The following is a 23,854-nucleotide window of genomic DNA, read 5'->3' as shown; positions in this document are numbered from 1 at the left end:
TAACTCAGGGCGCGGGCCGGGGCCCGAGCCCTCGAACGAGGCGGGGCCTGGACGGCCTGGTGCCGCGGTCCCGTTCCGGATGGCGGCCGACGCTTCCGGGGCGCCGGCCTCCGCGACCCCGGTCCGTACGGGCGCCGACGAGCTCGGGGCCCCGCCCCGTGCGGCCGCCGACGGCCCCGCGGCCCCGCTCCGTACGGCCGCCGAGCTGCGGGCCCTGTCCCGGGCGCCGGGGGAGCGGCGCGCCGTCGTGATGACCATGGGCGCGCTCCACGAGGGGCACGCGACGCTCATCCGCGCCGCGCGGGATCGCGTCGGGCCGTACGGGCAGGTCGTCGTCACGGTCTTCGTCAATCCGCTCCAGTTCGGCGCGGGGGAGGACCTCGACCGCTATCCGCGCACCCTCGAAGCGGACCTGGAGACCGCGTGGGAGGCGGGCGCGGACGCCGTGTTCGCCCCGGCCGCGGAGGAGGTCTACCCCGGTGGCGAGCCCCAGGTCCGCATCTCCGCCGGCCCCATGGGCGAGCGCCTGGAAGGCGCCCACCGGCCCGGCCACTTCGACGGCATGCTCACCGTCGTCGCCAAGCTCCTCCACCTCACCGCGCCGGACCTCGCCCTCTACGGGCAGAAGGACGCCCAGCAGTTGGCGCTGATCCGCCGCATGGTCCGGGACCTCGACTTCCCCGTCGAGATCGTCGGCGTGGAGACCGTACGAGAGGCCGACGGGCTCGCCCTCTCCAGCCGCAACCGCTACCTCTCCGCCGCCGATCGCGCTGCCGCGCTGGGGCTGTCCCGGGCCCTGTTCGCCGCCCGCGAGGCGGCCCCCCTCGGCCCGGCCGCCGCCCGCAAGGCGGCCCGCGAGACCCTCGCCGCACGAGCCGCTCGCAGCGCGGGCGGTGCGCTCGGTGGCCCCGGCGCCCCGAGCGACCTCGATGCCCCCGGCACTCCGGACAGCACCGGCACCCCGGACGGCTTCGGTGGTCCCGACGGCCCCTGCGCCTCGGATGGCCCCGGCACCCCGGACGGCTCTGGTGCTCCGGCCGATCCCGGCGCCCCGGACGGCCCCGGTGCTTCCGACGCGTCGGCGGTGCGCGGCGGGCCGTCGCTCGTGCTCGACTACCTCGCTCTCGTCGATCCCGCCGACTTCACCGAGGTCCCCGACGACTACAGGGGCGAGGCCGTGCTGGCCGTCGCCGCGAAGGTCGGGACGACGCGTCTGATCGACAATGTCCTCCTGGAGTTCGGAGCGGAACGATGACCGCCATACGCCTCCACGCCCCCGCGCCCGGCTGGGCGCTCGAAGCCGACGTCGTCGTCATCGGCTCCGGCGTCGCGGGGCTCACCGCGGCCCTGCGCTGCGCCGCCGCCGGGGTCAAGGTCACCGTCGTCACCAAGGCGCGCCTCGACGACGGCTCCACCCGCTGGGCGCAGGGCGGCATAGCGGCCGCGCTCGGCGACGGCGACACGCCCGACCAGCACCTCGACGACACCCTCGTGGCGGGCGCGGGGCTCTGCGCCGAGGCGGCCGTACGCTCGCTGGTCACCGAGGGCCCCGCCGCGGTCCGGCGGCTCATGGAGACCGGCGCGCGCTTCGACACGTCGGCCGACACCGGCGAGATCCTGCTGACCCGCGAGGGCGGCCACCACCGTCGCCGCATCGCCCACGCGGGCGGCGACGCGACCGGCGCCGAGATCTCCCGCGCGCTGGTCGCGGCGGTACGGGCGGCGGGCATCGAGACCGTCGAGAACGCGCTCGTCCTCGACCTGCTCAAGGACGCCGACGGGCGCGCCGCGGGAGTCACCCTGCACGTCATGGGGGAGGGCCGGCGCGACGGCGTCGGAGCCGTGCGCGCCCCGGCGGTCGTCCTGGCCACCGGCGGCATGGGCCAGGTCTTCTCCGCCACCACCAACCCGCCCGTCTCCACGGGCGACGGCGTCGCGCTCGCGCTGCGCGCCGGTGCGGAGGTCTCCGACCTCGAATTCGTCCAGTTCCACCCCACCGTGCTGTGGCTGGGACCCGACGCGGAGGGGCAGCAGCCCCTGGTGTCCGAGGCGGTACGGGGCGAGGGCGCCCACCTCGTCGACGCGGACGGCGTCCGCTTCATGCTCGGGCAGCACGAACTCGCCGAGCTGGCGCCCCGTGACATCGTCACCAAGGCCATCACGCGGCGGATGCGCGAGCGGGACGCCGAGCACATGTACCTCGACGCCCGCCATTTCGGCGCCCGCATGTGGGAGACGCGCTTCCCGACCATCCTCGCCGCCTGCCGCGCCCACGGCATCGACCCGGTCACCGAGCCGATCCCGGTGGCCCCCGCCGCCCACTACGCCTCGGGCGGCGTACGGACCGACCTGCGCGGCCGCACCACGGTGCCCGGCCTCTACGCGTGCGGCGAGGTCGCCTGCACCGGCGTCCACGGAGCCAATCGACTGGCGTCGAACTCCCTCCTGGAGGGCCTGGTCTTCGCGGAACGCATCGCGGACGACGTGACATCGTGCCCGGCGGCGCCCGGCGCGGCCCCTGACGCCGCAGCGACTCCCGACGCCCCAGCGGCACCCATGCCCACGGACGCCGCGGCGGCCCCGCCGCTCCCCGAGACCGCGACAGCCGCCGAGACCACGACCGCTCCCGAAGCTGCGACGGCCCCCGAGGCCGAGATGGCTCCCGAAGCCGCGCCCGCCCCCGACACCGCAGCGACGGCCTCCGACATCGCGCCCGCCCCCGAAGCCATGGCCGCCCCCGAGACCGCCACCGCCCCCGAGACCGCCACCGCCCCCGATGCCATAGCGGCCCTCGTCGCCCCCGAGGCGCGGTTCGCCATTCAGCGGGCGATGACCACCGGCGCCGGAGTCCTGCGTTCCGCCGCCAGCCTGGCGGAGGCGGCGGCGCGGCTGGCGCGGCTGCACAGTGGGGCGGTCGACGCGCTGGCGCGCGAGGGCAAGACCGCCGAGCCCTCCGTGGAGACGTGGGAGACGACCAACCTCCTGCTCGTCGCCCGCGTGCTCGTCGCCGCCGCCCAGCGCCGTGCGGAGACCCGCGGCTGCCACTGGCGCGAGGACCACCCGGAGCGCGACGACGCGGCCTGGCGGCGCCACCTCCTCGTGTCGCTGCGCCCGGACCGCACCCTCGGCGTCCGTACGACGGACACCCCCGCCTTCCCCGCGACCATCGCACCCCTCCCCGAGACGGAGTCGTATCAGTGAGCACCCCCGACCTCCCCCTGCTCCAGATCGGCCGCGCCGGCCAGGAGCCCGTCGACGCGGGTTCCGGCGGCGGCTGCGGTGACGCGTGCGGCTGCGGTGGCGGCGGCGAGCCGTACGACGCCGACCCGCTGGAGTGCGGCCTCGACCCCGCCCTCGCCCAACTGCTGGCGGAAGCGGGGCTCGACCCCGTCCAGGTCGAGGACATCGCGCACCTGGCCATCGAGGAGGACCTCGACCAGGGCGTGGACGTCACGACCGTCGCCACCGTCCCCGAGGAAGCCGTGGCCATCGGCGACTTCACCGCGCGCGAGAGCGGCACCGTCGCCGGGCTGCGCGTCGCCGAGGCGGTCCTGTCCGTGGTGTGCAGGGACGCGTTCGAGGTGGACCGGCACGTGGCGGACGGCGACCGGGTGAGCGCCGGTCAGAAACTGCTGTCCGTACGGGCCCGCACCCGCGATCTGCTCACCGGCGAGCGCAGCGCGCTCAACCTCCTGTGCCGCCTCTCCGGCATCGCGACCGCGACCCGCGCCTGGGCCGACGCGTTGGACGGGACGCGGGCCGAGGTCCGCGACACCCGCAAGACCACGCCCGGCCTGCGCGCCCTGGAGAAGTACGCGGTCCGCTGCGGCGGCGGCGTCAACCACCGCATGTCGCTGTCCGACGCGGCGCTCGTCAAGGACAACCACGTCGTCGCGGCGGGCGGGGTGGCCGAGGCGTTCAAGGCGGTACGGACGGAGTTCCCGGACGTGCCGATCGAGGTCGAGGTGGACACCCTGGACCAGATCCCGCCGATCCTCGCCGAGGGCGCGGACCTCATCCTGCTCGACAACTTCACCCCCGAGCAGACCCGCGAGGCCGTGCGGCTCGTCGCGGGCCGCGCCACCCTCGAATCCTCCGGCCGCCTCACCCTCGACAACGCCCGCGCCTACGCGGACGCCGGCGTCGACTACCTCTCCGTCGGCGGCCTCACGCACTCCTCCCCGATCCTGGACATCGGCCTGGACCTGCGGGAGGACGACGCGGATGACGCGGGCGACCTCAGCGGTCGGAGCGGCGGTCAGAGCGACCGGGACGACCAGAGCGGCGCCGACACCACCGAGGGCGGGCGGGCCTGATGCTGCTCACCATCGACGTCGGAAACACCCACACCGTCCTCGGCCTCTTCGACGGCGAGGAGATCGTCGAGCACTGGCGGATCTCCACGGACGCCCGCCGCACCGCCGACGAACTCGCCGTGCTCCTCCAGGGCCTGATGGGCATGCACCCGCTGCTCGGCGAGGAGCTGAGCGACGGCATCGAGGGCATCGCCATCTGCTCCACCGTCCCCTCCGTCCTCCAGGAACTGCGCGAGGTGACCCGCCGCTACTACGGGGACGTGCCCGCGATCCTCGTGGAGCCCGGCGTCAAGACGGGCGTGCCGATCCTGATGGACAACCCGAAGGAGGTCGGCGCCGACCGCATCATCAACGCGGTCGCGGCCGTCGAGCTGTACGGCGGGCCCTGTGTCGTCGTGGACTTCGGCACGGCCACCACCTTCGACGCCGTCAGCGCGCGCGGCGAGTACGCGGGCGGCGTCATCGCGCCCGGCATCGAGATCTCCGTGGAGGCGCTGGGCGTCAAGGGCGCCCAGCTCCGCAAGATCGAACTTGCCCGGCCGCGCAGCGTCATCGGCAAGAACACCGTCGAGGCGATGCAGTCCGGCATCCTCTACGGCTTCGCCGGCCAGGTCGACGGCGTCGTCACGCGCATGGCGGCCGAGCTGGCCGACGACCCGGAGGACGTCACCGTCATCGCGACGGGCGGCCTCTCGCCGATGGTGCTCGGCGAGTCGTCGGTCATCGACGAGCACGAACCGTGGCTCACGCTCATCGGGCTGCGGCTCGTCTACGAACGCAACGTCGCACGCGCTTAACATCGTCCCCGTCGATCTTGGTCGGGCCCCGGCGGGCCCGGCCGGGCAACCCGCTCGGCGCGTGAACGGTCCTGCGGGCGGGGGGAGTTGCGGGAGCGGGCGAGGAGCGTGGGACGTATGGGCGTGAAGCGGAAGTTATGCCGCGCGGCGGTGGCCGTGGCGGCGACGGCGGCGGCCGGAGCGGTCCTGGCGATGGGCCAGGCCGACGCCGCGGGCGCCACCGACGCCGCGGGCGCCACCGACGCCGCGGGCGCCCCCGACATCGCGGACGCCCCCGGCACCGTCCGCGTCCCCGATGCCACCCGCGTTCACGACGTCGTCCGTTCGCCCGGTGTCCGCCCGCCGGAACGGGGCCCCGGCGCGTACGCGACCGTCGACTACCAGGCGGTCGGGCACGTCGTCGCGGGCCGGGTCGGGCAGACCGTCCCCGTCGAACTGGGCGTCAGAAACGCCGGGCCGGGCGTGGCGCGCCTCGACGGCAGGACGGGGCGCGGCGCGGACGCGTACGAGGTCACGCCGCCGGAGGGCACCACCATCACCTCCGGCGCCGGTTCCTGCGGGGTGAAGGGCGCGCGGACGTACGTATGCGCCATCGGAGCCCCGCTGTGGCCCGGCGACACGGATACGCTCCGCTTCGACGTCCGTATCGACAAGAAGGTCGAGGGCGCGGAGGGGGAGATCCGCGTCCTGGACCGCGAGGACGCGCCCCGCGATCCACATCCGGAGAACGACGCGGCCCCGATCCGCACGGACATCGAGGACCCGGCGGACGCGCCGGGCGCCGACGCCGTGACGGTCACCGCCAAGCCGTCGCACCCGGCGGCGACCCTGGCCGAGACAGGGCCGGGGAACGCCCCGCTGCTCCTGGCGCTGGCGACGGGCGCGCTGGCGCTCGGCATCACCGCCACCACGATCCCGCCTCGCCGCCGCCACCCTCACCCGTAGCCGCCGGGCTCGGCGGCGCGCGGCCTGCCCGGCGATCAAGGGCACCTCCCCCGGCCCCAGCAGAGGGCCCCACGGCCGCTGCCTGCCGCCCACCCCCTGCCCTCTCTTCCACAGCGCCGCGACATTCGACCACGCCGGACTCATACCTCCTAAACCATTTTTGTCCGGTAAGCACTTAAAGTCGCTCCATGCCCACGCCCTATGGACCCCGCGGCGGAATGGCGTTCAGCGCGGACGAGCTGCGTGTGCTCCGCCGCGCCCTCGCCATCGCCCTCCAGCCCCACCCCGTCCCCGCCCCGATCGGCCCCGCGCGGGCCGAGGAGGTCCAGGACTGCCTCCGGCTCGCCGAGGCCGTGGACGAGGCGGTCCGCGAGGGAGGCCGGCTGCGGGCCTTCCTCCTCGCCGACCTCGCCCGCTACCGCGCCGCCCTCCCCGGCTCCGCCCCCGGCTACCTGGAACAGCTCCAGGGCGCCCTGGCGGCCGGCTATCTGCCCCGCCCGGACGACCTCACCGCCCTCCGCTCGCTCTGCGCCGCCCCGGCCGGCGACGCCGAGGCCGACCGCCGCCGCGCCCTGCTGCACCGCTGCGAACGCATCGCCGAGCGCTCCGTACGGGCCCGCCTCGCGGAGCGCCCCGCCGAGCCGGTGCCGCCCCTGCTGCCGAACTCGCGGCGGGCGCAGCTCCTCGCCCTGCCCGGCGGGCGCGGCGCGCGGCCCGCCCACGGGGCCGGCGGGGGCGAGCCGCGCCCCGCGCCCCGCCCGGCGCCCCGGCCCGCCGCTCCCGCGAAGCCCGGCGCGCCGCAGCCCAAACGGCCCGCGCCCACCCCGGCCGAGGTCTTCCCGCCGCGCCGCCACCGCCCCGGCCCGCCGACGGCCCCGAAATCCTCTCCGGGCCCCGTTCCGGGAACGGCCCCGAATACGGCCCCGAATTCGGCGCCGGCCCCCGCGCCGCGTCCGGGCGAGGAGGCCCGTACGGCCTGAACGGGCGAGGAGGCCCGTACGAACCGGACAGCACACGCCGCCGGATACGGACCGGACAGCACACGCCGCCGGGGACGGAGCGAACAACGCGCGCCGCCGGATACGGACCGAACAACACGCGCCGCCGGATACGGACCGGACAGCACACGCCGCCGGATACGGACCGAACAACACGCGCCGCCGGGGACGCGAACCGAACACACGCCGCCGGACGCGGACGGAAGCGCGCGGCCGGATACCGGCCGAACGCGCGCGGTCGTAAGGCGCCGGGCGTACGGGGGCGGGCCGGGGCGGCGCGCGCCGATTCCGCCACCCGGCCCGAGCGCCCCGGGCGCGAGTCGCTAATCTGGATGTCTCGCGCAGCAATCGCGGCGGCAGCCGCAGAAGGAGGCCGACGGCCATGGACTACGTCTCCGCGCTGGTCCCGCCCCTCGTGATGGCGGTGGCCTTCATCGCCCTGATCGTGACGATCGTCAAAAGCCAGGGCGGCGCGAACAAGAGCAAGGAAGACGCCGCGGTCGATGCCGTGCTCAACCGCGTCGAATCCGCCCAGCAGACGCCCAAGGGTTCCGGGGCCTGATTTCGCCCAAGGCTCGTTCAAGGCCCCTTCGAGACTCGCCAAGGTTCTGCCCAGAGTTTCTTCCGGCATCCCGTAGGCGCCCGTCGTCCGCCGCCACCGCCCCGCTATGGGACCAGTAAGGCAGCGGCCTCGTTACGCGGAGGCGCGCGGGCCGCGATCACAAATCGCGGCCCGCGCGCCTCTTTATGTCGCTCAAATAAACCGGCATTGGAGACATCTCCCACTATTATTCGCGTGTGCCTCGACGACTGGGTGATCTGGAAGACGCCGTCATGACGCGCGTGTGGGAGTGGAACCGTCCCGTCACTGTTCGAGAAGTCCTGGAAGACCTTCAGCGGGAACGCTCCATCGCCTACACGACAGTCATAACCGTGATGGACAACCTGTATCAGAAGGGTTGGGTACGCCGGGAAGTGGAAGGCCGCGCCTATAGATATGCCGCGGTCTCCACGCGAGCCGCCTACTCGGCCGCACTGATGAACGACGCGTGGTCCGTCAGCGACAACCGGGCGGCCGCTCTGGTGGCGTTCTTCGGGATGATGTCCGCCGAAGAGCGGGACGCCCTGCGGGATGCGATGCGAGTGGTGCAACTCAGGCCCGATGACAGCTCCGACGAGGCGGGGCGATAGCGTCCGGCCATGGCCGCACTATCGAATGTCGTCACCGTCCGCCGGGCCAGGACCAGCGATGTACCGGCGCTCCGCCGGCTCATCGACTCGTACGTACCCGACGGCATCCTCCTCGACAAAGCCATGGTGACGCTTTACGAGGACATCCAGGAGTTCTGGGTCGCCGAGCGTGCCGTCGAAGCCGCTGAAGCCACTACGGCCATCGAAGCCGCTGAAGCCCGTACGGCCATCGAAGCCGAGACCGCCGAAGTCGCCCGAGTCGCCGAAGTCGCCGATGTCGGCGAAGCCCTCGAAGTCGCCGAAGCCCGCGAAGCGACTGGAGCCGAAGAGACGCCCGCCGAGGTCATCGGCTGCGGCGCGCTCCATGTGATGTGGGAAGACCTGGCCGAGGTGCGTACTCTCGCCGTCGACAAGAGCGTCAAGGGGCTCGGCGTCGGTCATCTGGTTCTGGACAAGCTGTTGGAGACGGCTCGGTGGCTGGGGGTGCGCCGAATTTTCTGCCTCACCTTCGAAGTCGACTTCTTCGCCAAGCACGGCTTCGTGGAGATCGGCGAGACACCGGTCGATGGTGATGTCTACAGTGAGCTGCTGCGTTCCTATGACGAGGGCGTTGCCGAGTTCCTAGGTCTCGAACGGGTGAAGCCGAACACCCTTGGCAACAGCCGGATGCTTCTGCATCTGTGATCGCGGGCCCTATGTCCGAATCGCGCCCCTATCACATGGCTCTGGAACGCGTGGTTCCCACGCGGAAGCCGAGGCGAACCTTCCCCGGGGGTTTGTGTTTTTCCGGGAAAGGCGGTTTGCTATTCCCTCGTAGTGTAATTACTGGGGCAGCGACATGCGCTGCTATCGCCGTGGACCCCAGACCCCCTTTTCTGTGAAAGGAATCCCCCGTGGCACAGAAGGTTCAGGTCCTTCTTGTCGATGACCTCGACGGTGGCGAGGCCGACGAGACCGTCACGTTCGCGCTGGACGGCAAGACCTACGAGATCGACCTCACCACGGCCAACGCCGACAAGCTGCGTGGCCTCCTTGAGCCGTACACGAAGAGTGGCCGTCGCACCGGCGGTCGCGCCGCGGCCAGCCGCGGCAAGGCCCGCGCCGGCGCGGGCAGCAGCCAGGACACCGCGAAGATCCGCGCGTGGGCGAAGGCGAACGGCTTTGAGGTGAACGACCGCGGCCGCGTGCCCGCGACGGTGCGTGAGGCTTACGAGAAGGCCAACGGCTGAACCCCCGAGGGCCGACCGCTGCGAGCCCGCGAGGCGCGCAGCAACCGGGCCCGGTGGCACTCCGTGGCCGCCGCGCCCACGAGCCGTACGAGATCGGGGGCGCCCCCACCGCCCCCGAGGCCGGTGACCGGCAGCGTCGGCTCGACCTCGCACCCCGGTTCGGGAGGCCGTACCCACACGGTCTCCCGCGAGCCGACCCGCACGGCCTCCCGCGAACCGGCGACCGCGTCCGGCGTCGGCGCGGCGATCCGGCCGCCCGCTCCGAGCGCGGTGAGATCGAGGGCGATGCCGCCCCACTCCAGCCAGTCGAGCAGCCCCGGCAGCTCGTCCGCGCTGCCCGCGGCGACCAGCAGCCGCACGGCGCCCGCGGCAGGGTCGTACGCGACCGGACCGGTCCGCGCCACCCGCCGCAGCACCGCGAACCCGGCGTCCGAGGGCAGCTCCAGCACGTCGAACCGCACCCCGGTGAGAAGCTGTACGGGCTCCCCGGCCGTGCCGCCGGCGGCGGGCCAGCCCAGCTCGCGCTCGTACCACCGCCGAACGGCGTCGAGCGGCGCCCGGGGGCGGGGCACGGGGGCGGCGGGAGTCATGTCTGCTGCAACTGGCGCGAACCGACAGAGGTTACGCTCGGTCCATACCCCGAAGCGAACCGTGATCGGCAAGGGGGGTTCGGAGGCTTCGAGGGGGCGCGCGGGTGTTCGCCCGTAGCGGATGGAATCCGCCCGCGCGGCATGGACTGTCAGTGCTGACGGGTAAGACATCCCTAGTGGAGAGGGGCGGTCCGCGTGTCAGGAGGCTCGGCGTTCGCCATCGGCGTACTGGTGACGGGCGTATATGCCTGGCCTGCGGGAACATCGTCTCGCACCATCGGGTTGGAGCAGATGTCGGCTGTTCGCCAAATTGGTTTCCCCGCTGCGGTGGGGGTGATCCGGACGGATGTCGGCAGTTGGAATGAGCTGTCCCGTCCTACGGGACTAGCATGCGGAAGGACAGGGAGGGGACCGTCCCCGATCTGCCTGACCGCTCTGAGGAGCGATTAACGATGTTCGAGAGGTTCACCGACCGCGCGCGGCGGGTTGTCGTCCTGGCTCAGGAAGAAGCCCGGATGCTCAACCACAACTACATCGGCACCGAGCACATCCTCCTGGGCCTGATCCACGAGGGTGAGGGTGTCGCCGCTAAGGCCCTGGAGAGCCTCGGGATTTCGCTCGAGGCGGTCCGCCAGCAGGTGGAGGAGATCATCGGGCAGGGCCAGCAGGCCCCGTCCGGGCACATCCCCTTCACCCCCCGTGCGAAGAAGGTCCTGGAGCTGTCGCTCCGCGAGGCCCTTCAGCTCGGCCACAACTACATCGGTACGGAGCACATCCTGCTCGGCCTGATCCGCGAGGGCGAGGGCGTCGCCGCCCAGGTCCTCGTGAAGCTGGGCGCCGATCTGAACCGGGTGCGGCAGCAGGTCATCCAGTTGCTCTCCGGCTACCAGGGCAAGGAGGCCGCCACGGCAGGCGGCCCGGCCGAGGGCACGCCCTCGACCTCCCTCGTCCTGGACCAGTTCGGCCGCAACCTGACCCAGGCCGCCCGCGAATCCAAGCTCGACCCGGTCATCGGGCGCGAGAAGGAGATCGAGCGGGTCATGCAGGTGCTGTCCCGCCGTACCAAGAACAACCCGGTCCTCATCGGCGAGCCCGGCGTCGGCAAGACGGCGGTCGTCGAGGGCCTGGCGCAGGCCATCGTCAAGGGCGAGGTGCCCGAGACCCTCAAGGACAAGCACCTCTACACCCTGGACCTCGGCGCGCTCGTCGCCGGCTCCCGCTACCGCGGTGACTTCGAGGAGCGCCTGAAGAAGGTCCTCAAGGAGATCCGCACCCGCGGCGACATCATCCTGTTCATCGACGAGCTGCACACCCTCGTGGGCGCGGGCGCCGCCGAGGGCGCGATCGACGCGGCCTCCATCCTGAAGCCGATGCTGGCCCGGGGTGAGCTCCAGACGATCGGCGCCACGACGCTCGACGAGTACCGCAAGCACCTGGAGAAGGACGCCGCCCTGGAGCGCCGCTTCCAGCCCATCCAGGTCGCGGAGCCGTCGCTGCCGCACACCATCGAGATCCTCAAGGGGCTGCGCGACCGTTACGAGGCCCACCACCGGGTCTCCATCACGGACGAGGCGCTGGTCCAGGCCGCCACCCTGGCCGACCGGTACATCTCCGACCGCTTCCTGCCGGACAAGGCGATCGACCTGATCGACGAGGCCGGCTCCCGGATGCGCATCCGCCGGATGACCGCTCCGCCGGACCTCCGCGAGTTCGACGAGAAGATCGCCGACGTGCGCCGGGACAAGGAGTCCGCGATCGACTCGCAGGACTTCGAGAAGGCCGCCTCGCTGCGCGACAAGGAGAAGCAGCTCCTCGCGGGCAAGGCGAAGCGGGAGAAGGAGTGGAAGGCCGGCGACATGGACGTCGTCGCCGAGGTCGACGGCGAGCTGATCGCCGAGGTCCTGGCCACGGCCACCGGCATCCCGGTCTTCAAGCTGACCGAGGAGGAGTCCTCGCGGCTGCTGCGCATGGAGGACGAGCTGCACAAGCGCGTCATCGGCCAGAAGGACGCCATCAAGGCGCTCTCCCAGGCCATCCGGCGCACGCGTGCGGGCCTGAAGGACCCGAAGCGCCCCGGCGGCTCGTTCATCTTCGCGGGCCCGTCCGGCGTCGGTAAGACCGAGCTGTCCAAGACGCTCGCCGAGTTCCTCTTCGGCGACGAGGACGCGCTGATCTCCCTCGACATGTCGGAGTTCAGCGAGAAGCACACGGTCTCCCGGCTCTTCGGCTCTCCCCCCGGCTACGTCGGGTACGAGGAGGGCGGCCAGCTCACCGAGAAGGTGCGCCGCAAGCCGTTCTCCGTCGTCCTCTTCGACGAGGTCGAGAAGGCCCACCCGGACATCTTCAACTCGCTGCTCCAGATCCTGGAGGACGGCCGGCTGACCGACTCCCAGGGCCGGGTCGTCGACTTCAAGAACACGGTCATCATCATGACGACCAACCTGGGCACCCGGGACATCTCGAAGGGCTTCAACCTCGGCTTCGCGGGCACGGCCGATGTGAAGACGAACTACGAGCGCATGAAGAACAAGGTCAACGAAGAGCTCAAGCAGCACTTCCGCCCCGAGTTCCTCAACCGCGTCGATGACACGGTCGTCTTCCACCAGCTCACCGAGGAAGACATCATCCAGATCGTCGACCTCATGCTCACCAAGGTGGATGAGCGGCTCAAGGACCGCGACATGGGCATCGAGCTCAGCGCGGACGCCAAGTCGCTGCTCGCCAAGCGGGGCTACGACCCGGTGCTGGGCGCCCGGCCGCTGCGCCGGACGATCCAGCGGGAGATCGAGGACGTCCTCTCCGAGAAGATCCTCTTCGGTGAGCTGCGCCCCGGTCACATCGTGGTCGTCGGCGTCGAGGGCGAGGGCGACCAGCAGAAGTTCACCTTCCGCGGCGAGGAGAAGGCGGCCCTGCCGGACACCCCGCCGATCGAGCAGGCGGCCGGCGGCGCCGGTCCGAACCTGAGCAAGGACGCGTGATGCGCAACGCCTGACGGCGATGTGCGAGGGGTCGGCCCCGGACCGTATGTGACGGTCCGGGGCCGGCTTTTTCGTTGACGGACCGGGGATGCCTTCTTCCGTTCACCCATTTTCGTTTACGGACCGGGGTCGGCCCCACGCGTGCGGGGCCGGGCGGTGGGGGCGCTGCTCGGTCGATCCCCTGGGCGCCGGGTCGCGGCCGCAACGTCGTCCGGAGCGGTTCGGGGGTGATCGCGCCGCCGGGGGAGCGGGTGCGTAGGGTCGGCCGCATGGCCATCACCACCGCGCTCTGGTCCTTCGCCCTGGTCGTCGGGCTGCTCACGCTCACCCCCGGGCTCGACACCGCCCTCGTGCTGCGGACGGCCGCCCTGGGCGAGCGGCGCCGGGCCTGGGGCGTCGTGCTGGGCATCCAGAGCGGCACGCTCCTGTGGGGCGCCCTGACGTCCCTGGGCGTCACGGCGCTGCTGGCCGCCTCCCAGGTCGCGTACCAGACGCTGCGCTGGGCGGGGGCGGCGTACCTGCTGTGGATGGGCGGCCGGATGCTCTGGCACACCTGGCGCGGCGACGGCGGCGGCGAGGGCGGCACTGAGCGGCAGGAGGCCGGGGCGGGGCCGGCGGCGCTCGGCGGCGGCCCGTCCGACAGCCTGCTCGGCGGCTGGCGGCGCGGACTGCTGACGAACGCGCTGAACCCCAAGGTCGGCGTGTTCTACGTCGCCGTCCTGCCGCAGTTCATCCCGGCGACCGCGCCGCACCTCGCCACGGGGCTGCTGCTCACCAGCGTCCACGTGGTGCTGGGCCTGCTCTGGTCGACGGTGCTCGTCGCCTTCGCGCGGGCGCTGCGCGGCTGGCTGCGGAAGCCGGTGGCGCGGCGGGTACTGGACCGGGTGACGGGCACGGTGATCGTGGGATTCGGCGTGAAGCTGGCGCTGGGCGACTGAGGGGCCTGACCGCCCCTTGAGGGCGTGGGGGCGGCCGGGTCCCTCCTGGCCGTACGGGCTAGCTCTGGGGGCGCAGGCGCCCGGCGGCCAGCTCGACGCGTCGGCCCTCGAAGCGCCGGGTGAGCATGCGGTCGTGGGAGACGGTGACCAGCGCGCCCCGGTAGTGGGTCAGGGCCTCCTCCAGGTCCTCGACCAGGGCGGGGGAGAGATGGTTGGTCGGCTCGTCGAGAAGCAGGAGGTCGACCGGGCGGCGTAGCAGGCGGGCCAGGGACAGCCGGCGCAGTTGGCCGACGGAGAGGGCGCCCACCGGCGTGAGCAGGTCGTGCGGGCGGAAGAGGCCGAGTCCGAGCAGCGCCTCGCGGTGCTCCTCGGGCGCGCCGGGGAGGGACGTGCCGGGCAGGGGCGCGCCGGGTGCGTCGGGCAGGGGCTCGGCGTAGGCGGCGAGCAGGGTGGCGCGCGGGTCGGTGATCTCGCCGGCGCTTTCCTGCGGGAGCCAGCCGGTTCTGCGGGCGCGGGTGACGTGGCCGTGGTCGGGTTCCTCGGCGCCTGCGAGGACGCGGAGCAGGGTGCTCTTGCCGGCTCCATTCGGCCCGCTGACGAGTATCCGTTCGCCCGGCCTGACCTCGAAGGATTCGATGTCGAGCCGGTCGCCGACGCGGACGTGGGCCAGGTCGGCCAGGGGGCCGCGGCCGCTGGTGGCGGTCCCGCCCGCGGGGCGCGCGGTGAAGCGCATCGGCGCCGGGGGCGGCGGAACGGGGGATTCCGTCAGTCGCCGCAGCCGCTCCTTGGCGTTGCGCACCCGGGCGGATATCTGCTTCTCCACGTTGCGCTGGTGGCGCTGGGAGGACCGTTCCGCGTCCCGGCGCGGCCCGGACGCCAGGACGTCGGCGGCGGTACGGGCCAGGGCGCGCTGCCGGTCCACTTCGGCGAGCCAGTCCTGGTGCTCCTGCTCCCAGCGGTGCCGGGCGGCCGCCTTCTCGCGCAGGAACCCGGCGTAGCCGCTGCCGTGCCGGGTAACGGTGCGCCGTTCGGCGTCGACCTCCCACAGGGCGGTGGCGACGCGTTCCAGGAAGACCCGGTCGTGGGAGACGACCAGCACGCTGCCGCGGTGCTGGCGCAGCCGTTCCTCCAGCCACTCCAGCCCCGCCCGGTCGAGATGGTTCGTGGGCTCGTCCAACAGCAGGACCTGCGGGGACGCGGCGAGCAGGCAGGCGAGCCCCAGCCGGGACAGCTCGCCGCCGGAGAGGCTGCCGAGCACCCGCTCCCGGCCGATGTCGCCGAGCCCGAGCCCGTGCAGGGCCGCCTCCACCCGGGCGTCGGCGGCGTACCCGTCGCGGGCCTCGAACGCCTCGACGAGCGCGCCGTACTCCTGGAGCACGGCATCGAGATCGTCGGGACCGCGCCCGAGCCGGTCCTCGACGGCGCGCATCCGCGCTTCGAGCCGCCGCAGGTCGGCAAGGGCGTGGTCGACGGCGCTCTGTACGGTGCCGTCGAGCGGGATGTCCGGCGTCTGCGGCAGATAGCCGAGGCCGCCGGGGGCCTGTACGAGCACCTGCCCGGCATCGGGCGCGTCGACCCCGGCGATCATGCGCAGCAGCGTCGACTTCCCCGACCCGTTCTCCCCGATCACCCCGATCCGCTCACCCAGAGCGACGGACACCCCCACCCCGTCCAGCACGGCCGGCCGCCCGGGCGCGGGCGCCCGAACGACATCGGTCAGGGTGATCTGGAAAATCTGAGCGCTCTCGACGGTCGGAGCGGGGCGTGAGCGATATGAGTTCTGCATATGCGGATCCACCTTCTCGGCAGCGAAGTAACCATGAGTAATGCGGGGTCACCGAGAGGGAGCCAATTGCCTGCGCACGGGCGTGAACGGACGCGGTCAAACGCGATCAGGACCGATCGAAGACGGCCGGATGCGGCCGGATACGGCCCTGTCGGATACGCACCGCCGGATACGACCCACCGGATACGGCCAAACGCGCCCAGTGGACCCGACGGACCACCTATCCGAAACGGACTCGACACGGACCCGATACGGTCCGATCACGGCGCGCCAATTCACCGGCCCGTGCCTACCGCACCGCCGAGCAGCCGCCAAGTAATCCGATCACCACGGGCCCGGCACAAAGCCGCCACCCACCGCCGCCCGGGAAGCGCCACGGCTCCCGAAGGCGAATCAGACGAAGAAGAAACGCATATGCATGGGAACAGGCTAGCGGGGTTTGTCGGAGGGGTCCCTCCATTTTCTGGGGCACCGCCTCTGGGGCCCTGGGGCCGAGGTCTGGCTCCGGAGCCTGGTGGGCGCCGCCTCTGGGGCCAGGGCCCGCGGGCGCTATCGCTGTGGGACGTCCTTGATGTAGATGAGGGCGTTGGTGGTCGGGAGGTGGGTTGGGTCGAGGGGGGCGTAGCCGAACCAAGGGGACTCTCGGGGGGTGGGGGATGGCGAGGGGAGGGTGGTGGCCAGGCGGGGGGCGCTGAGGAGGGAGTGGGGGGCCGGGAGGGCGTAGAGGCGGCCTTCGAGGGTGTTCGGGGGCGGGGTGTCGACCCCTTGGTGGCGGATGGTGCCGAGGGCCGTGGCCACGAAGGCGTACTCCTCGCCCAGGTCGGCGCTCACCAGCGCGCCGGCGCTCCACCACTCCACCGGCCCCTGCCACATCCGCATGGAGCTTTTGCGCCGCTGGAGATGGGAGTTGTGGGCGTGGACGAGCGTCGGGCCCCGGTCGGCGAGCGCGTGGAGGTTGGCGGCCATCATCGCGTCGCGGAGTGCGCACAGGCGTGACATGCGGGACGGTGCCGGGTCCGCCATCCAGTGGTGGTAGCGCAGCAGGCCGGTGGCGGTACGCCCGTACAAGCGCGCCCGGTCCAGGTCGGCCCGCGAGTCCGTGGTGATCAGGTGGGGCATCTGCGTGTCGAGGAGCGACACCAAGTCGTCCGCCAGGAGGCGCAGTTCGCGGGCCTCGGCCGACTGGCCCACGGACTTGGCCGGATCCATCATCGCGGCCTGATCGGTCCACCGGTCGTCCGCGCCGAGCAGGTGGTCGAGGGTGTCCGCGGTGCAGGGCAGCAGGGCCGCGTCCACCCGGTCCGCGAGGTAGTCGTGCAGCGCGGTGAGGGGCTGCCGGGGGCTCGCGGCGCCGGTGATCTCCAACGGGCCGTCGAACCCGGCGAAGTGGACCTGGTCGGCCGCGGGCCGACCGTCGTTGTAGGCCCGTATCCAGCGCACGAGTTCGCGGTTGGCCGCGGACGCGCCGAAACCGTGGCTGAACCCGTGCTCCATGGCCTCGTCGAGCGTGCCGGTGCCCGTCGTCACGTACTCGTCCACGAGCAGGCCCGCTATGCAGTCGCTCTCGATCGCGACCGTCCGGTAGCCCTCCTCCTGGATGAGCTGCTGGAACAGCTTGTCGCGCAGTTCGAGCAGAGCGTCCTCGCCGTGGGTGGGCTCGCCCAGGGCGAGGATTCGGGGCGGGGTGGGGAGCAGGCTGATGAGGGCGGCGGCTTCGACTTCGAGGGCTTCGGGTGCTTCAAGCGCTTGGAGAGTTTCGGAGGCTTTGGTGCTGATGGCGGCGGTGTGTTTCGTCCCAGTGGCCATGCCTTGAACTGTATCGTTGAACCCTCGGTGGAAGGTTTCCCGCGCTATGGTCGGTATATGTGGCGAAACCTTCAAAGGGGCGTACGGCTCAGGCCCGTTGACCTGGCACGCGAGCACGGTCTCTCCACGCAGGCGATCAGAAACTACGAGGAGGCGGGCATCCTCCCGGCCGCCGACCGCACACCCAGCGGCTACCGCGCCTACACCCCGCTGCACGCGGCTGCGCTGCGCGCCTTTCTCGCCCTGCTGCCCGGCCACGGCCACCAGGCGGCGACGTCGATCATGCAGGCGGTCAACCAGGGCGCGACCGACACGGCGTTCCGTCTCATCGACGAAAGCCACGCCCAACTCCTCGACGACCGGCGGACTCTGGAGGCCGTGGAGAGCGCCCTCCGAGATCTGGAACGCGGCGCGGGGCACGCCGGGGCGGCCGAAGTCCCCGGCCCCGGCGGCATGTTCATCGGGCCGCTCGCCGGGCACCTCGGAATCCGGCCCGCCACGCTGCGCAAATGGGAGCGCGCCGGGCTGGTGCGCCCGCGCCGCGACCGGGCGACCGGCTACCGCGTCTACGACGAGGCCGACGTACGGGACGCCCGGCTCGCCCACCAACTCCGGCGCGGCGGCTACCTGCTGGAGCAGATCGCCCCACTGATCGCCCAGGTACGGACGGCCGGCGGGCTGGAGCCGTTGGAGGGCGCCCTGAGCGACTGGCACGCCCGGCTGACCGCCCGCGCGCGGGCGATGCTGTCGGGGGCGGCCGGGCTGGAGGCGTACCTTCGCGAGTGCGACTGACGCGAGCGCGACTGACGCGGGTGCGACTGATTACTCCGGCCCGCGCGCCGTCTGACGCGGGCGGGACGCGGACGCGGGCGGGACGCGGCCGGGCACAGGGCTGAGGGCCGCCGTCCATGTCAGGGCCTGGGGGCCAGGCCCCGCGCCGGTTCAAGCCCCGCCGCACCGGCCTCGCCCTCGTGCAGCCCCCGCCTACCCCGTCGTCGCGGCCAGCCTGCGCAGCGACCGCGCCGACGGCGACCCCGGATCGGCCGTGATCAGGACGATCTCCTGATCGTCCTCGGGGACGAGCAGAACGTCGCAGTTCAGCCGGAGCCTGCCCGCGGTCGGGTGGTCGAGGGTCTTGGTGCGGTGCCCTGGGGCGTGGACCGGGCGGGTCTCCCAGAGCTGGTGGAACTCTTCGCTGTGCGCGTGCAGGTCGTCGAGCAGGGCGGCGAGCCGCGGATCGTACGGATAGCGGTCGGCGGCCCGGCGCAGCCGCGCCACCACGATGGTCCCGAACTCCTCGAAGCTGGTGCTGCTGGGGCCGCCGGTGCTACTGGGGTCGTCGGCGCTGCTGGCGCCGCTGGGCCTGCCCGTACGGCCCGTACGACCCGTACGGCTCGTACGGCTCGTACCGCTCGTACGACTGGGCCCGCTGGGGCGCTCGTACCAGCGCCCCTCGCCCAGGAACCGGCGGCGGGCCAGATTCGCCGTCCCCCTCCCGAGGTCGCCGCCCAGCAGTGCCTGGGCCAGCGGGTTCCAGGCGACGACGCCGTACGCGGCGTCCGTGACGATCGCGCCGGTCTCCGGCAGCCGCCGCAGCATCTGGGCCACGTGCGGCCGCACGCTCCGTACGGCTTCGGCGGCGGGCGGCGGCGCGCTCGTACCGGCGAGGCGGAAGAGGTGGCTGCGTTCCGGCGGGGAGAGGCGCAGCGCCTGGGCCAGTGCCTCCAGGATGCGGGCCGACGGGCGCGGCCCGCGTGCCTGCTCAAGCCGTACGTAGTAGTCGACGGACATATGGGCCAGTTCCGCCACCTCCTCGCGGCGCAGGCCAGGGGTCCGGCGCGGCGCGTCGGCGGGCAGCCCGAGCTCGTACGGGCGCAGAGCCGCGCGGCGCTCCCGGAGGAAGCGGGCCAGTTCCTGTCGCGCCATGACCTCTCCTTCCGCGCAGTTTGTCCCACTCACTGCCCACTGCTCGCCGGTCTGCCGGCTAGCTGCTCTGCCTGCCGGTTCGCCCGTCCGCAGGTCCGCCGGCCAGTACGTCCGGGTGCCTGCCTTCCCGCCTGCCTGGTACAGGTCGTCCCTGGCAGGGGAACCGCAGCCGGGGAACCATGGCTGTCATGAACGATCGCACAGCACTCGTGACCGGTGCCAACAAAGGCATCGGCAAGCAGATCGCCCGGTTGCTGGCCGCCGAGGGGTTCGTCGTGTACGTGGGCTCCCGGGACGCCGAACGCGGGCGGCGGGCCGTCGAGGAGATCGGCGGCGCCGCGCGGCTCCTCGTCCTCGATGTGACGGACCCGGACAGCGTGGCCGCGGCCGTGGCCGAAGTGGAGCGGCCGGCCGGCGCGGACGGCCGGGGCCGCCCGGCCGGCCCCGGCCACCTGGACGTCCTGGTCAACAACGCCGGTGTCTCGCCCTCCCTCGCGCCGCCGACGGAGAGCGACGCCGATGAGTTCCGCCGTACGTACGAGACCAATGTCTTCGGGGTCGTCACGGTGACCAACGCCTTCCTGCCCGCCTTGCGCCGCTCCCCGCGCCCCCGGATCGTGAACATCTCCAGCGGTACCGGGTCGCTGACCTGGAGTACGGGCCCGAACCCACAGTTCGCGTTCGGGAACGGCGGCGGGGGAGCGTACCGCTCGTCCAAGGCCGCGCTGAACGCCATCACCGTCCTGTACGCCCAGACGCTGGACGAGGAGGGCTTCAAGGTCAACGCGCTCGCCCCGGGCCTCCGGGCCACCGAACTCAACTCGCGCGCGGCAGCGGGCGGGGACCCGGCGGAGGCCGCCGAGGGGGCCGTGCGGCTGGCGCTGCTGCCGGAGGACGGGCCGAACGGCGAGTTCTTCTCTTGGGACGGGACCCCCGTGCCCTGGTAAGAGCTGAACCGGATGGCGGGGCGAGCCTCGGCTACGTAATATGCGCTGCGGGCAGGTAGCCATTACACGTAGCCGATGTGGAAGATGACGGGGGTGGGCTCGATGGCCACGGAAACGGTCGCAGGAGCAGTCGAGGAGAGGGCCGAGGAGACGGCCGAGACGGTCGCGGGAATAGTCCGGACGTGGGTGGCCGGCTGGGCGGTCTCACGGGCGACGCCGACGCCGGTGGAGAAGCCCTGGGGACTGTACGTCGAGGAGCCCGGCAACCCCCGGGAATTCGGGCGGCACGTCCTCCCCGAGGCCGACGCCGCGCTGATCCGCGGCGCGGCCGAATCCGTGACCACCCCGAGGACCTGGATCAAGACGCCGGCCGAGCCGGAGGAGATAGCGCCCTGGGCCCCCACGGGCTGGGTGGTGGCCTACGAGGAGACCGGCCACCTGATGGCGACCGACCTCGCGACCACGTACCCGGTGGTGCCCGACGGGTACACGGCCGAGGTGGAGAACCGTGACTCCGTCATCCGCGTACGGGTCCTGGACGCGGCGGGTGAGCCGGCGGCCAGAGGGCAGATCGCCCTCGCGGGAGAAGCCGCGATCGCGGACCAGATCGAGACCTGGGAAGCGCACCGCCGCCGCGGCCTCGGCCAGTTCGTGATGCGCACACTCGCCGACCGGGCCGCGGGCGCCGGGGCCGCTCTGGGCATCCTCGCGGCGACGGACGCCGGGCGCGCCCTGTACGAGTCGCTGGGCTGGAAGAAGCACGCGCCCTTGGGGGCATGCGTATACCGGCCTTGAGCCTTGGTGTGGCCGGGGTACGTCCGGGGCGGCCGGTACGGGCGGCAGGAGCGGTATGGGCAGTACGGACGTACGAGCGGGAACGGGCGGTACGCGCGTATGAGCGGCGCGAGCGTACGGGCGAGGCATCCGCGCCCGAGTGCGCGTACGCCGGCCTGCCGCGAGCCGCATCACCCGGGGCGTGGCACGCACGCTCTCCCCTGGTTAGCCGAGCGTTAGCGGTCCGGCAGTCCGGCGGTAGCGGGCCCGGTCAGAGTTGTTGACGTACCGAGGAGACAACGTCACCAACTCCCCAGGGGGAAACCCGAAATGAGCGCCACCGCCGCCGCCCGCACCACCGCCCGCCGCCGTACCCTGCGCGTCGCCGCCGCGGCCCTCGTCGCCGCCGCCGGCCTCTCCCTGACCGCCTGCTCCGGCTCCGACACCGGCGGTTCCAAGGCCGCGGGCAACACCGGCGCGAACGCCGCCGTCGCCGGCTCCAACAGCTCGGACTCGTCCAAGTCCGCCTCGGGCCGCTCAGCCCTTGAGGGGGCCGGCGCGCAGGCGGGCAACACGAAGTCGGGCTCCGACGAGGGAGCCTCCGCCGGTACCGGCAACGGCGGGGGGACGTTCAAGTCCTGCAGCACGGACGACCTGACGATGGAGGCCGTGGACTCCTCGCCCGACGACAACACCGGCGACGTCACGGTCCAGATGACCAACAAGAGCGGCGCCACCTGCTCCGCCACCGGCTTCGCGGGCGCCGACATCAAGGACGCCGACGGCACCTCCGCCCCCGTCCGGCGCGCCGACAACCAGCCCCGCATCACCAACCTGCAGCCCGGCGACACCGCCACCTTCAACATCTCCTACGACGTCGACCACAGCGGCGACAGCCTCGCCCAGCCGACCAACATCCTGGTCACCCCGCCGAACGGGACCCACAGCGTCTCCCTGAAGTGGCCGGCCAATGCGCTGAAGCTCGCCGGCCCCTACGACGAGAAGATCCAGCTCCACCCCGTCGGCCTCGCCAACTGAGCCTGCCGCTCAGCCAATACGCGCCCACAGCCCCCGCCACGGCCCTCCCGGCGGGGGCTTCGCGTCGCCGCCCGGCGTTCGCCGCTCAGCGGCGGTCCTTGACGGTGTCCGTCCGAACGGCCCGAACGAAGGCCCGAAGCGCCGGGCGCTTTGCAGTGACGATCGCCTCGGGGGCGTCGCTTTCACGGAGATGGATCCCCGCCGGGGACGTGGCGAGTTCTACGCAGTTGGCCTGATCGGTGCTGAACGATGACTTCTGCCAGGACAGTTCTGGCATGGTGCCCCCTGGTGGGGTCAGTGGCGAAGCTCAGCTCATTTGCTCGGGCTCGCCGGTTCGGATGTATCGCAGGAGCGCGCGGAGGCATTCTCGGCTCGTGGTGAGAGCTACGCCGGGGGCATCGCTTTCGCGGAGGTGAATGTTGGCGGCCTGTGCCGCCAGTTCGACGCAGTTGACTCCGGGTCCTTCGCTGAATGTGGACTTCTGCCAGGAGAGTTCAGGCATGGCGGCCTTCTCTAGTAGGTGTAAAGGACGTGCCGGACCAGCCCCAGGGAGTCCCGCCGCTCGTGCATCTCCTGAGATTCGTCCCCTTGCATCGGAGGCAGTGAGTTCTCGCTGAGCCTGGCGAGCGTCGCTTGGTACTGGGCGATGGTTTCAGCGCCGCTGAGCCGCAGGTTTGCGGAGGGATGTTCAGCGACGACTGTCTCAAGGCCGGGCACCCCTGGGCTGAGGAGGGTGAACGGCGCGCTGAACCAACCTGAGCTGACTCCGGCCTCGAACGGCAGGAACTGGATTGTCACGCCGGGCTTCTTGGAGGCCCGGGCGAGGTGGACGACTTGTTCCTTCATCACTTGAGCACCGCCCACCGCCACGCGCAAGGCCGCTTCGTGGATCACCGCGTGAAACGTGACAGTTGGGCAGGCGCCGAGGATCTCCTGCCGTTCCCGACGGAACCTCACCAGCCTTTCGATCTCCTCGCGTGAGGCCCCGGGGCGGCCTTTGCGGAAAAGGGTCCGCATGTACGACTCGGTTTGGAGCAAGCCAGGGATGACCAGAGTCTCGTAGCTGTGTATGGCCGTCGCACGCGACTCAAGTTCGGCCAGGTCCAGGGTGAACTGGGGGAAGAACTTGCGGTACGCGGACCACCAGCCCTTCCCGCTGCTCTCGGACATCTCTACCAGCGCATCGATGTACGGTTCATCCTTGACCTGGTAGGCCTCGGCGAGGGCGCGCAGCCTGTCCTCCGGGATGGCGGTGCGGGCGGCCTCGATGTGGCTGAGGTGCGTGGCACCCATGCCGATCAGCGAGCTTGCCTCGCTGACCGTCAGCTCGGCCTGCTCACGCAACCTGCGCAGTTCCAGGCCGAGTCGACGTTGACGTTCGGTGATGACGGTTCGCAATGCCAAGGTCAGGGCCCCCTTGGGTGTGCTCTCAGTGTGGCAGACGACAGAGGAGGCCAATGACCGAGAGTGAGTTGCACTCATGATGAGGCGAACTCTACTCTACGTATCGCGATGCTCACACAGTGATGTCGGAAGCGTCTCAGTCGACATGCCCTCGCGGGAAGCGAAGCGCAGCGCCACCGCACCCCCACTGC

General features: G+C 72.1%; 23 protein-coding genes. 16 read left to right on the top strand and 7 right to left on the bottom strand.

Translation table 11 applies throughout. The features are described 5' to 3' along the window. Window positions 1-79 precede the first annotated feature (79 nt). From panC to IF55_RS11460, 10 genes are all read left to right on the top strand, one after another. The gene (gene panC, locus IF55_RS11505) at window positions 80-1,255 is read left to right on the top strand and encodes a pantoate--beta-alanine ligase (protein ID WP_106980368.1); all 1,176 of its coding nucleotides are present in this window, start codon (window positions 80-82) and stop codon (window positions 1,253-1,255) included. Then, window positions 1,252-3,201 (top strand): L-aspartate oxidase, encoded by a 1,950-nt coding sequence (locus IF55_RS11500; protein WP_030880465.1) that lies wholly within the window; start codon window positions 1,252-1,254, stop codon window positions 3,199-3,201. Before panC ends, IF55_RS11500 begins: the two co-directional genes overlap by 4 nt. Next, entirely contained in the window at window positions 3,198-4,316 is a 1,119-nt protein-coding gene (gene nadC, locus IF55_RS11495; protein WP_078644176.1) for a carboxylating nicotinate-nucleotide diphosphorylase, read from the top strand. The genes IF55_RS11500 and nadC overlap by 4 nt, the downstream gene beginning before the upstream one ends. Beyond that, window positions 4,316-5,113 carry a type III pantothenate kinase gene (locus IF55_RS11490; RefSeq protein ID WP_030880461.1) on the top strand — a complete coding sequence of 266 codons (798 nt, stop codon included), beginning with the start codon at window positions 4,316-4,318 and terminating at the stop codon, window positions 5,111-5,113. Before nadC ends, IF55_RS11490 begins: the two co-directional genes overlap by 1 nt. 117 nt (window positions 5,114-5,230) lie before the next feature. Continuing rightward, window positions 5,231-6,058: a hypothetical protein gene (locus IF55_RS39305; protein ID WP_030880459.1), complete on the top strand. Its 828-nt coding sequence runs from the start codon at window positions 5,231-5,233 to the stop codon at window positions 6,056-6,058. A gap of 188 nt (window positions 6,059-6,246) precedes the next feature. Then, a complete protein-coding gene (locus tag IF55_RS11480; protein ID WP_245661159.1) occupies window positions 6,247-7,038 on the top strand; it encodes a hypothetical protein in 792 nt (263 codons plus the stop codon). A gap of 400 nt (window positions 7,039-7,438) precedes the next feature. Continuing rightward, window positions 7,439-7,618, top strand: coding sequence for a hypothetical protein (locus IF55_RS11475; RefSeq protein WP_030880453.1), 180 nt, complete (start codon window positions 7,439-7,441; stop codon window positions 7,616-7,618). A 236-nt stretch (window positions 7,619-7,854) separates the two neighbouring features. Further along, on the top strand, window positions 7,855-8,247 hold the full coding sequence (locus IF55_RS11470) for a BlaI/MecI/CopY family transcriptional regulator (RefSeq protein ID WP_030880451.1): 393 nt from the start codon (window positions 7,855-7,857) through the stop codon (window positions 8,245-8,247). Between the two features lie 9 nt (window positions 8,248-8,256). After that, window positions 8,257-8,931, top strand: coding sequence for an amino-acid N-acetyltransferase (locus tag IF55_RS37055; RefSeq protein WP_037964068.1), 675 nt, complete (start codon window positions 8,257-8,259; stop codon window positions 8,929-8,931). Between the two features lie 209 nt (window positions 8,932-9,140). Further along, window positions 9,141-9,476, top strand: a complete 336-nt coding sequence (locus IF55_RS11460) for a histone-like nucleoid-structuring protein Lsr2 (protein ID WP_030880446.1) — start codon at window positions 9,141-9,143, stop codon at window positions 9,474-9,476. Here IF55_RS11460 and IF55_RS11455 read toward each other — a convergent pair. Beyond that, entirely contained in the window at window positions 9,455-10,066 is a 612-nt protein-coding gene (locus IF55_RS11455; protein ID WP_030880443.1) for an SCO3374 family protein, read from the bottom strand. The genes IF55_RS11460 and IF55_RS11455 overlap by 22 nt on opposite strands. A 452-nt stretch (window positions 10,067-10,518) precedes the next feature. On the opposite strand from IF55_RS11455, the gene IF55_RS11450 reads away from it, so the two are divergent. Together IF55_RS11450 and IF55_RS11445 are read left to right on the top strand one after the other, a co-directional pair. Beyond that, window positions 10,519-13,044 carry an ATP-dependent Clp protease ATP-binding subunit gene (locus IF55_RS11450; protein WP_030880440.1) on the top strand — a complete coding sequence of 842 codons (2,526 nt, stop codon included), beginning with the start codon at window positions 10,519-10,521 and terminating at the stop codon, window positions 13,042-13,044. A 269-nt stretch (window positions 13,045-13,313) separates the two neighbouring features. Beyond that, complete coding sequence (locus IF55_RS11445; protein ID WP_030880439.1) at window positions 13,314-13,982, top strand: LysE family translocator; 669 nt, start codon at window positions 13,314-13,316, stop codon at window positions 13,980-13,982. A 58-nt stretch (window positions 13,983-14,040) separates the two neighbouring features. On the opposite strand, the gene IF55_RS11440 is transcribed toward IF55_RS11445, so the two are convergent. Both IF55_RS11440 and IF55_RS11435 read right to left on the bottom strand, forming a co-directional pair. After that, window positions 14,041-15,768 carry an ABC-F family ATP-binding cassette domain-containing protein gene (locus IF55_RS11440; protein WP_048831871.1) on the bottom strand — a complete coding sequence of 576 codons (1,728 nt, stop codon included), beginning with the start codon at window positions 15,766-15,768 and terminating at the stop codon, window positions 14,041-14,043. A 549-nt stretch (window positions 15,769-16,317) separates the two neighbouring features. Further along, window positions 16,318-17,574 carry an erythromycin esterase family protein gene (locus IF55_RS11435; protein ID WP_078644174.1) on the bottom strand — a complete coding sequence of 419 codons (1,257 nt, stop codon included), beginning with the start codon at window positions 17,572-17,574 and terminating at the stop codon, window positions 16,318-16,320. A gap of 57 nt (window positions 17,575-17,631) precedes the next feature. Here IF55_RS11435 and IF55_RS11430 point away from each other — a divergent pair, with 57 nt between their 5' ends. Continuing rightward, window positions 17,632-18,366: a TioE family transcriptional regulator gene (locus IF55_RS11430; RefSeq protein ID WP_030880430.1), complete on the top strand. Its 735-nt coding sequence runs from the start codon at window positions 17,632-17,634 to the stop codon at window positions 18,364-18,366. A 192-nt stretch (window positions 18,367-18,558) separates the two neighbouring features. Here IF55_RS11430 and IF55_RS40505 read toward each other — a convergent pair whose 3' ends face one another. Beyond that, window positions 18,559-19,500 (bottom strand): helix-turn-helix transcriptional regulator, encoded by a 942-nt coding sequence (locus tag IF55_RS40505; RefSeq protein WP_037964065.1) that lies wholly within the window; start codon window positions 19,498-19,500, stop codon window positions 18,559-18,561. A 188-nt stretch (window positions 19,501-19,688) separates the two neighbouring features. Between IF55_RS40505 and IF55_RS11420 the strand changes: the two genes are divergently transcribed. The 3 genes from IF55_RS11420 (at window position 19,689) to IF55_RS11410 (ending at window position 22,259) form a co-directional block, all read left to right on the top strand. After that, entirely contained in the window at window positions 19,689-20,447 is a 759-nt protein-coding gene (locus IF55_RS11420) for an SDR family oxidoreductase (RefSeq protein WP_030880427.1), read from the top strand. A gap of 75 nt (window positions 20,448-20,522) precedes the next feature. Beyond that, complete coding sequence (locus IF55_RS38415) at window positions 20,523-21,242, top strand: GNAT family N-acetyltransferase (RefSeq protein ID WP_245661158.1); 720 nt, start codon at window positions 20,523-20,525, stop codon at window positions 21,240-21,242. Window positions 21,243-21,551: 309 nt separating this feature from the next. Further along, on the top strand, window positions 21,552-22,259 hold the full coding sequence (locus tag IF55_RS11410; RefSeq protein ID WP_030880422.1) for a DUF4232 domain-containing protein: 708 nt from the start codon (window positions 21,552-21,554) through the stop codon (window positions 22,257-22,259). A gap of 85 nt (window positions 22,260-22,344) precedes the next feature. Here the strand turns inward: IF55_RS11410 and IF55_RS37035 are convergent, their stop codons facing one another. From IF55_RS37035 to IF55_RS11405, 3 genes are read right to left on the bottom strand one after another with little or no spacing between them, the layout of a single operon-like run. Beyond that, window positions 22,345-22,536, bottom strand: a complete 192-nt coding sequence (locus IF55_RS37035) for a DUF397 domain-containing protein (protein WP_078644166.1) — start codon at window positions 22,534-22,536, stop codon at window positions 22,345-22,347. A 30-nt stretch (window positions 22,537-22,566) separates the two neighbouring features. Further along, window positions 22,567-22,761, bottom strand: a complete 195-nt coding sequence (locus tag IF55_RS37030; RefSeq protein WP_078644163.1) for a DUF397 domain-containing protein — start codon at window positions 22,759-22,761, stop codon at window positions 22,567-22,569. Window positions 22,762-22,772: 11 nt separating this feature from the next. Continuing rightward, entirely contained in the window at window positions 22,773-23,663 is an 891-nt protein-coding gene (locus IF55_RS11405) for a helix-turn-helix domain-containing protein (protein WP_030880420.1), read from the bottom strand. Window positions 23,664-23,854: the final 191 nt, after the last annotated feature.

Source organism: Streptomyces varsoviensis (assembly GCF_000718635.1).
Lineage (GTDB): Bacteria > Actinomycetota > Actinomycetes > Streptomycetales > Streptomycetaceae > Streptomyces > Streptomyces varsoviensis.
This window is presented reverse-complemented; position numbering and strand designations above follow the sequence as displayed.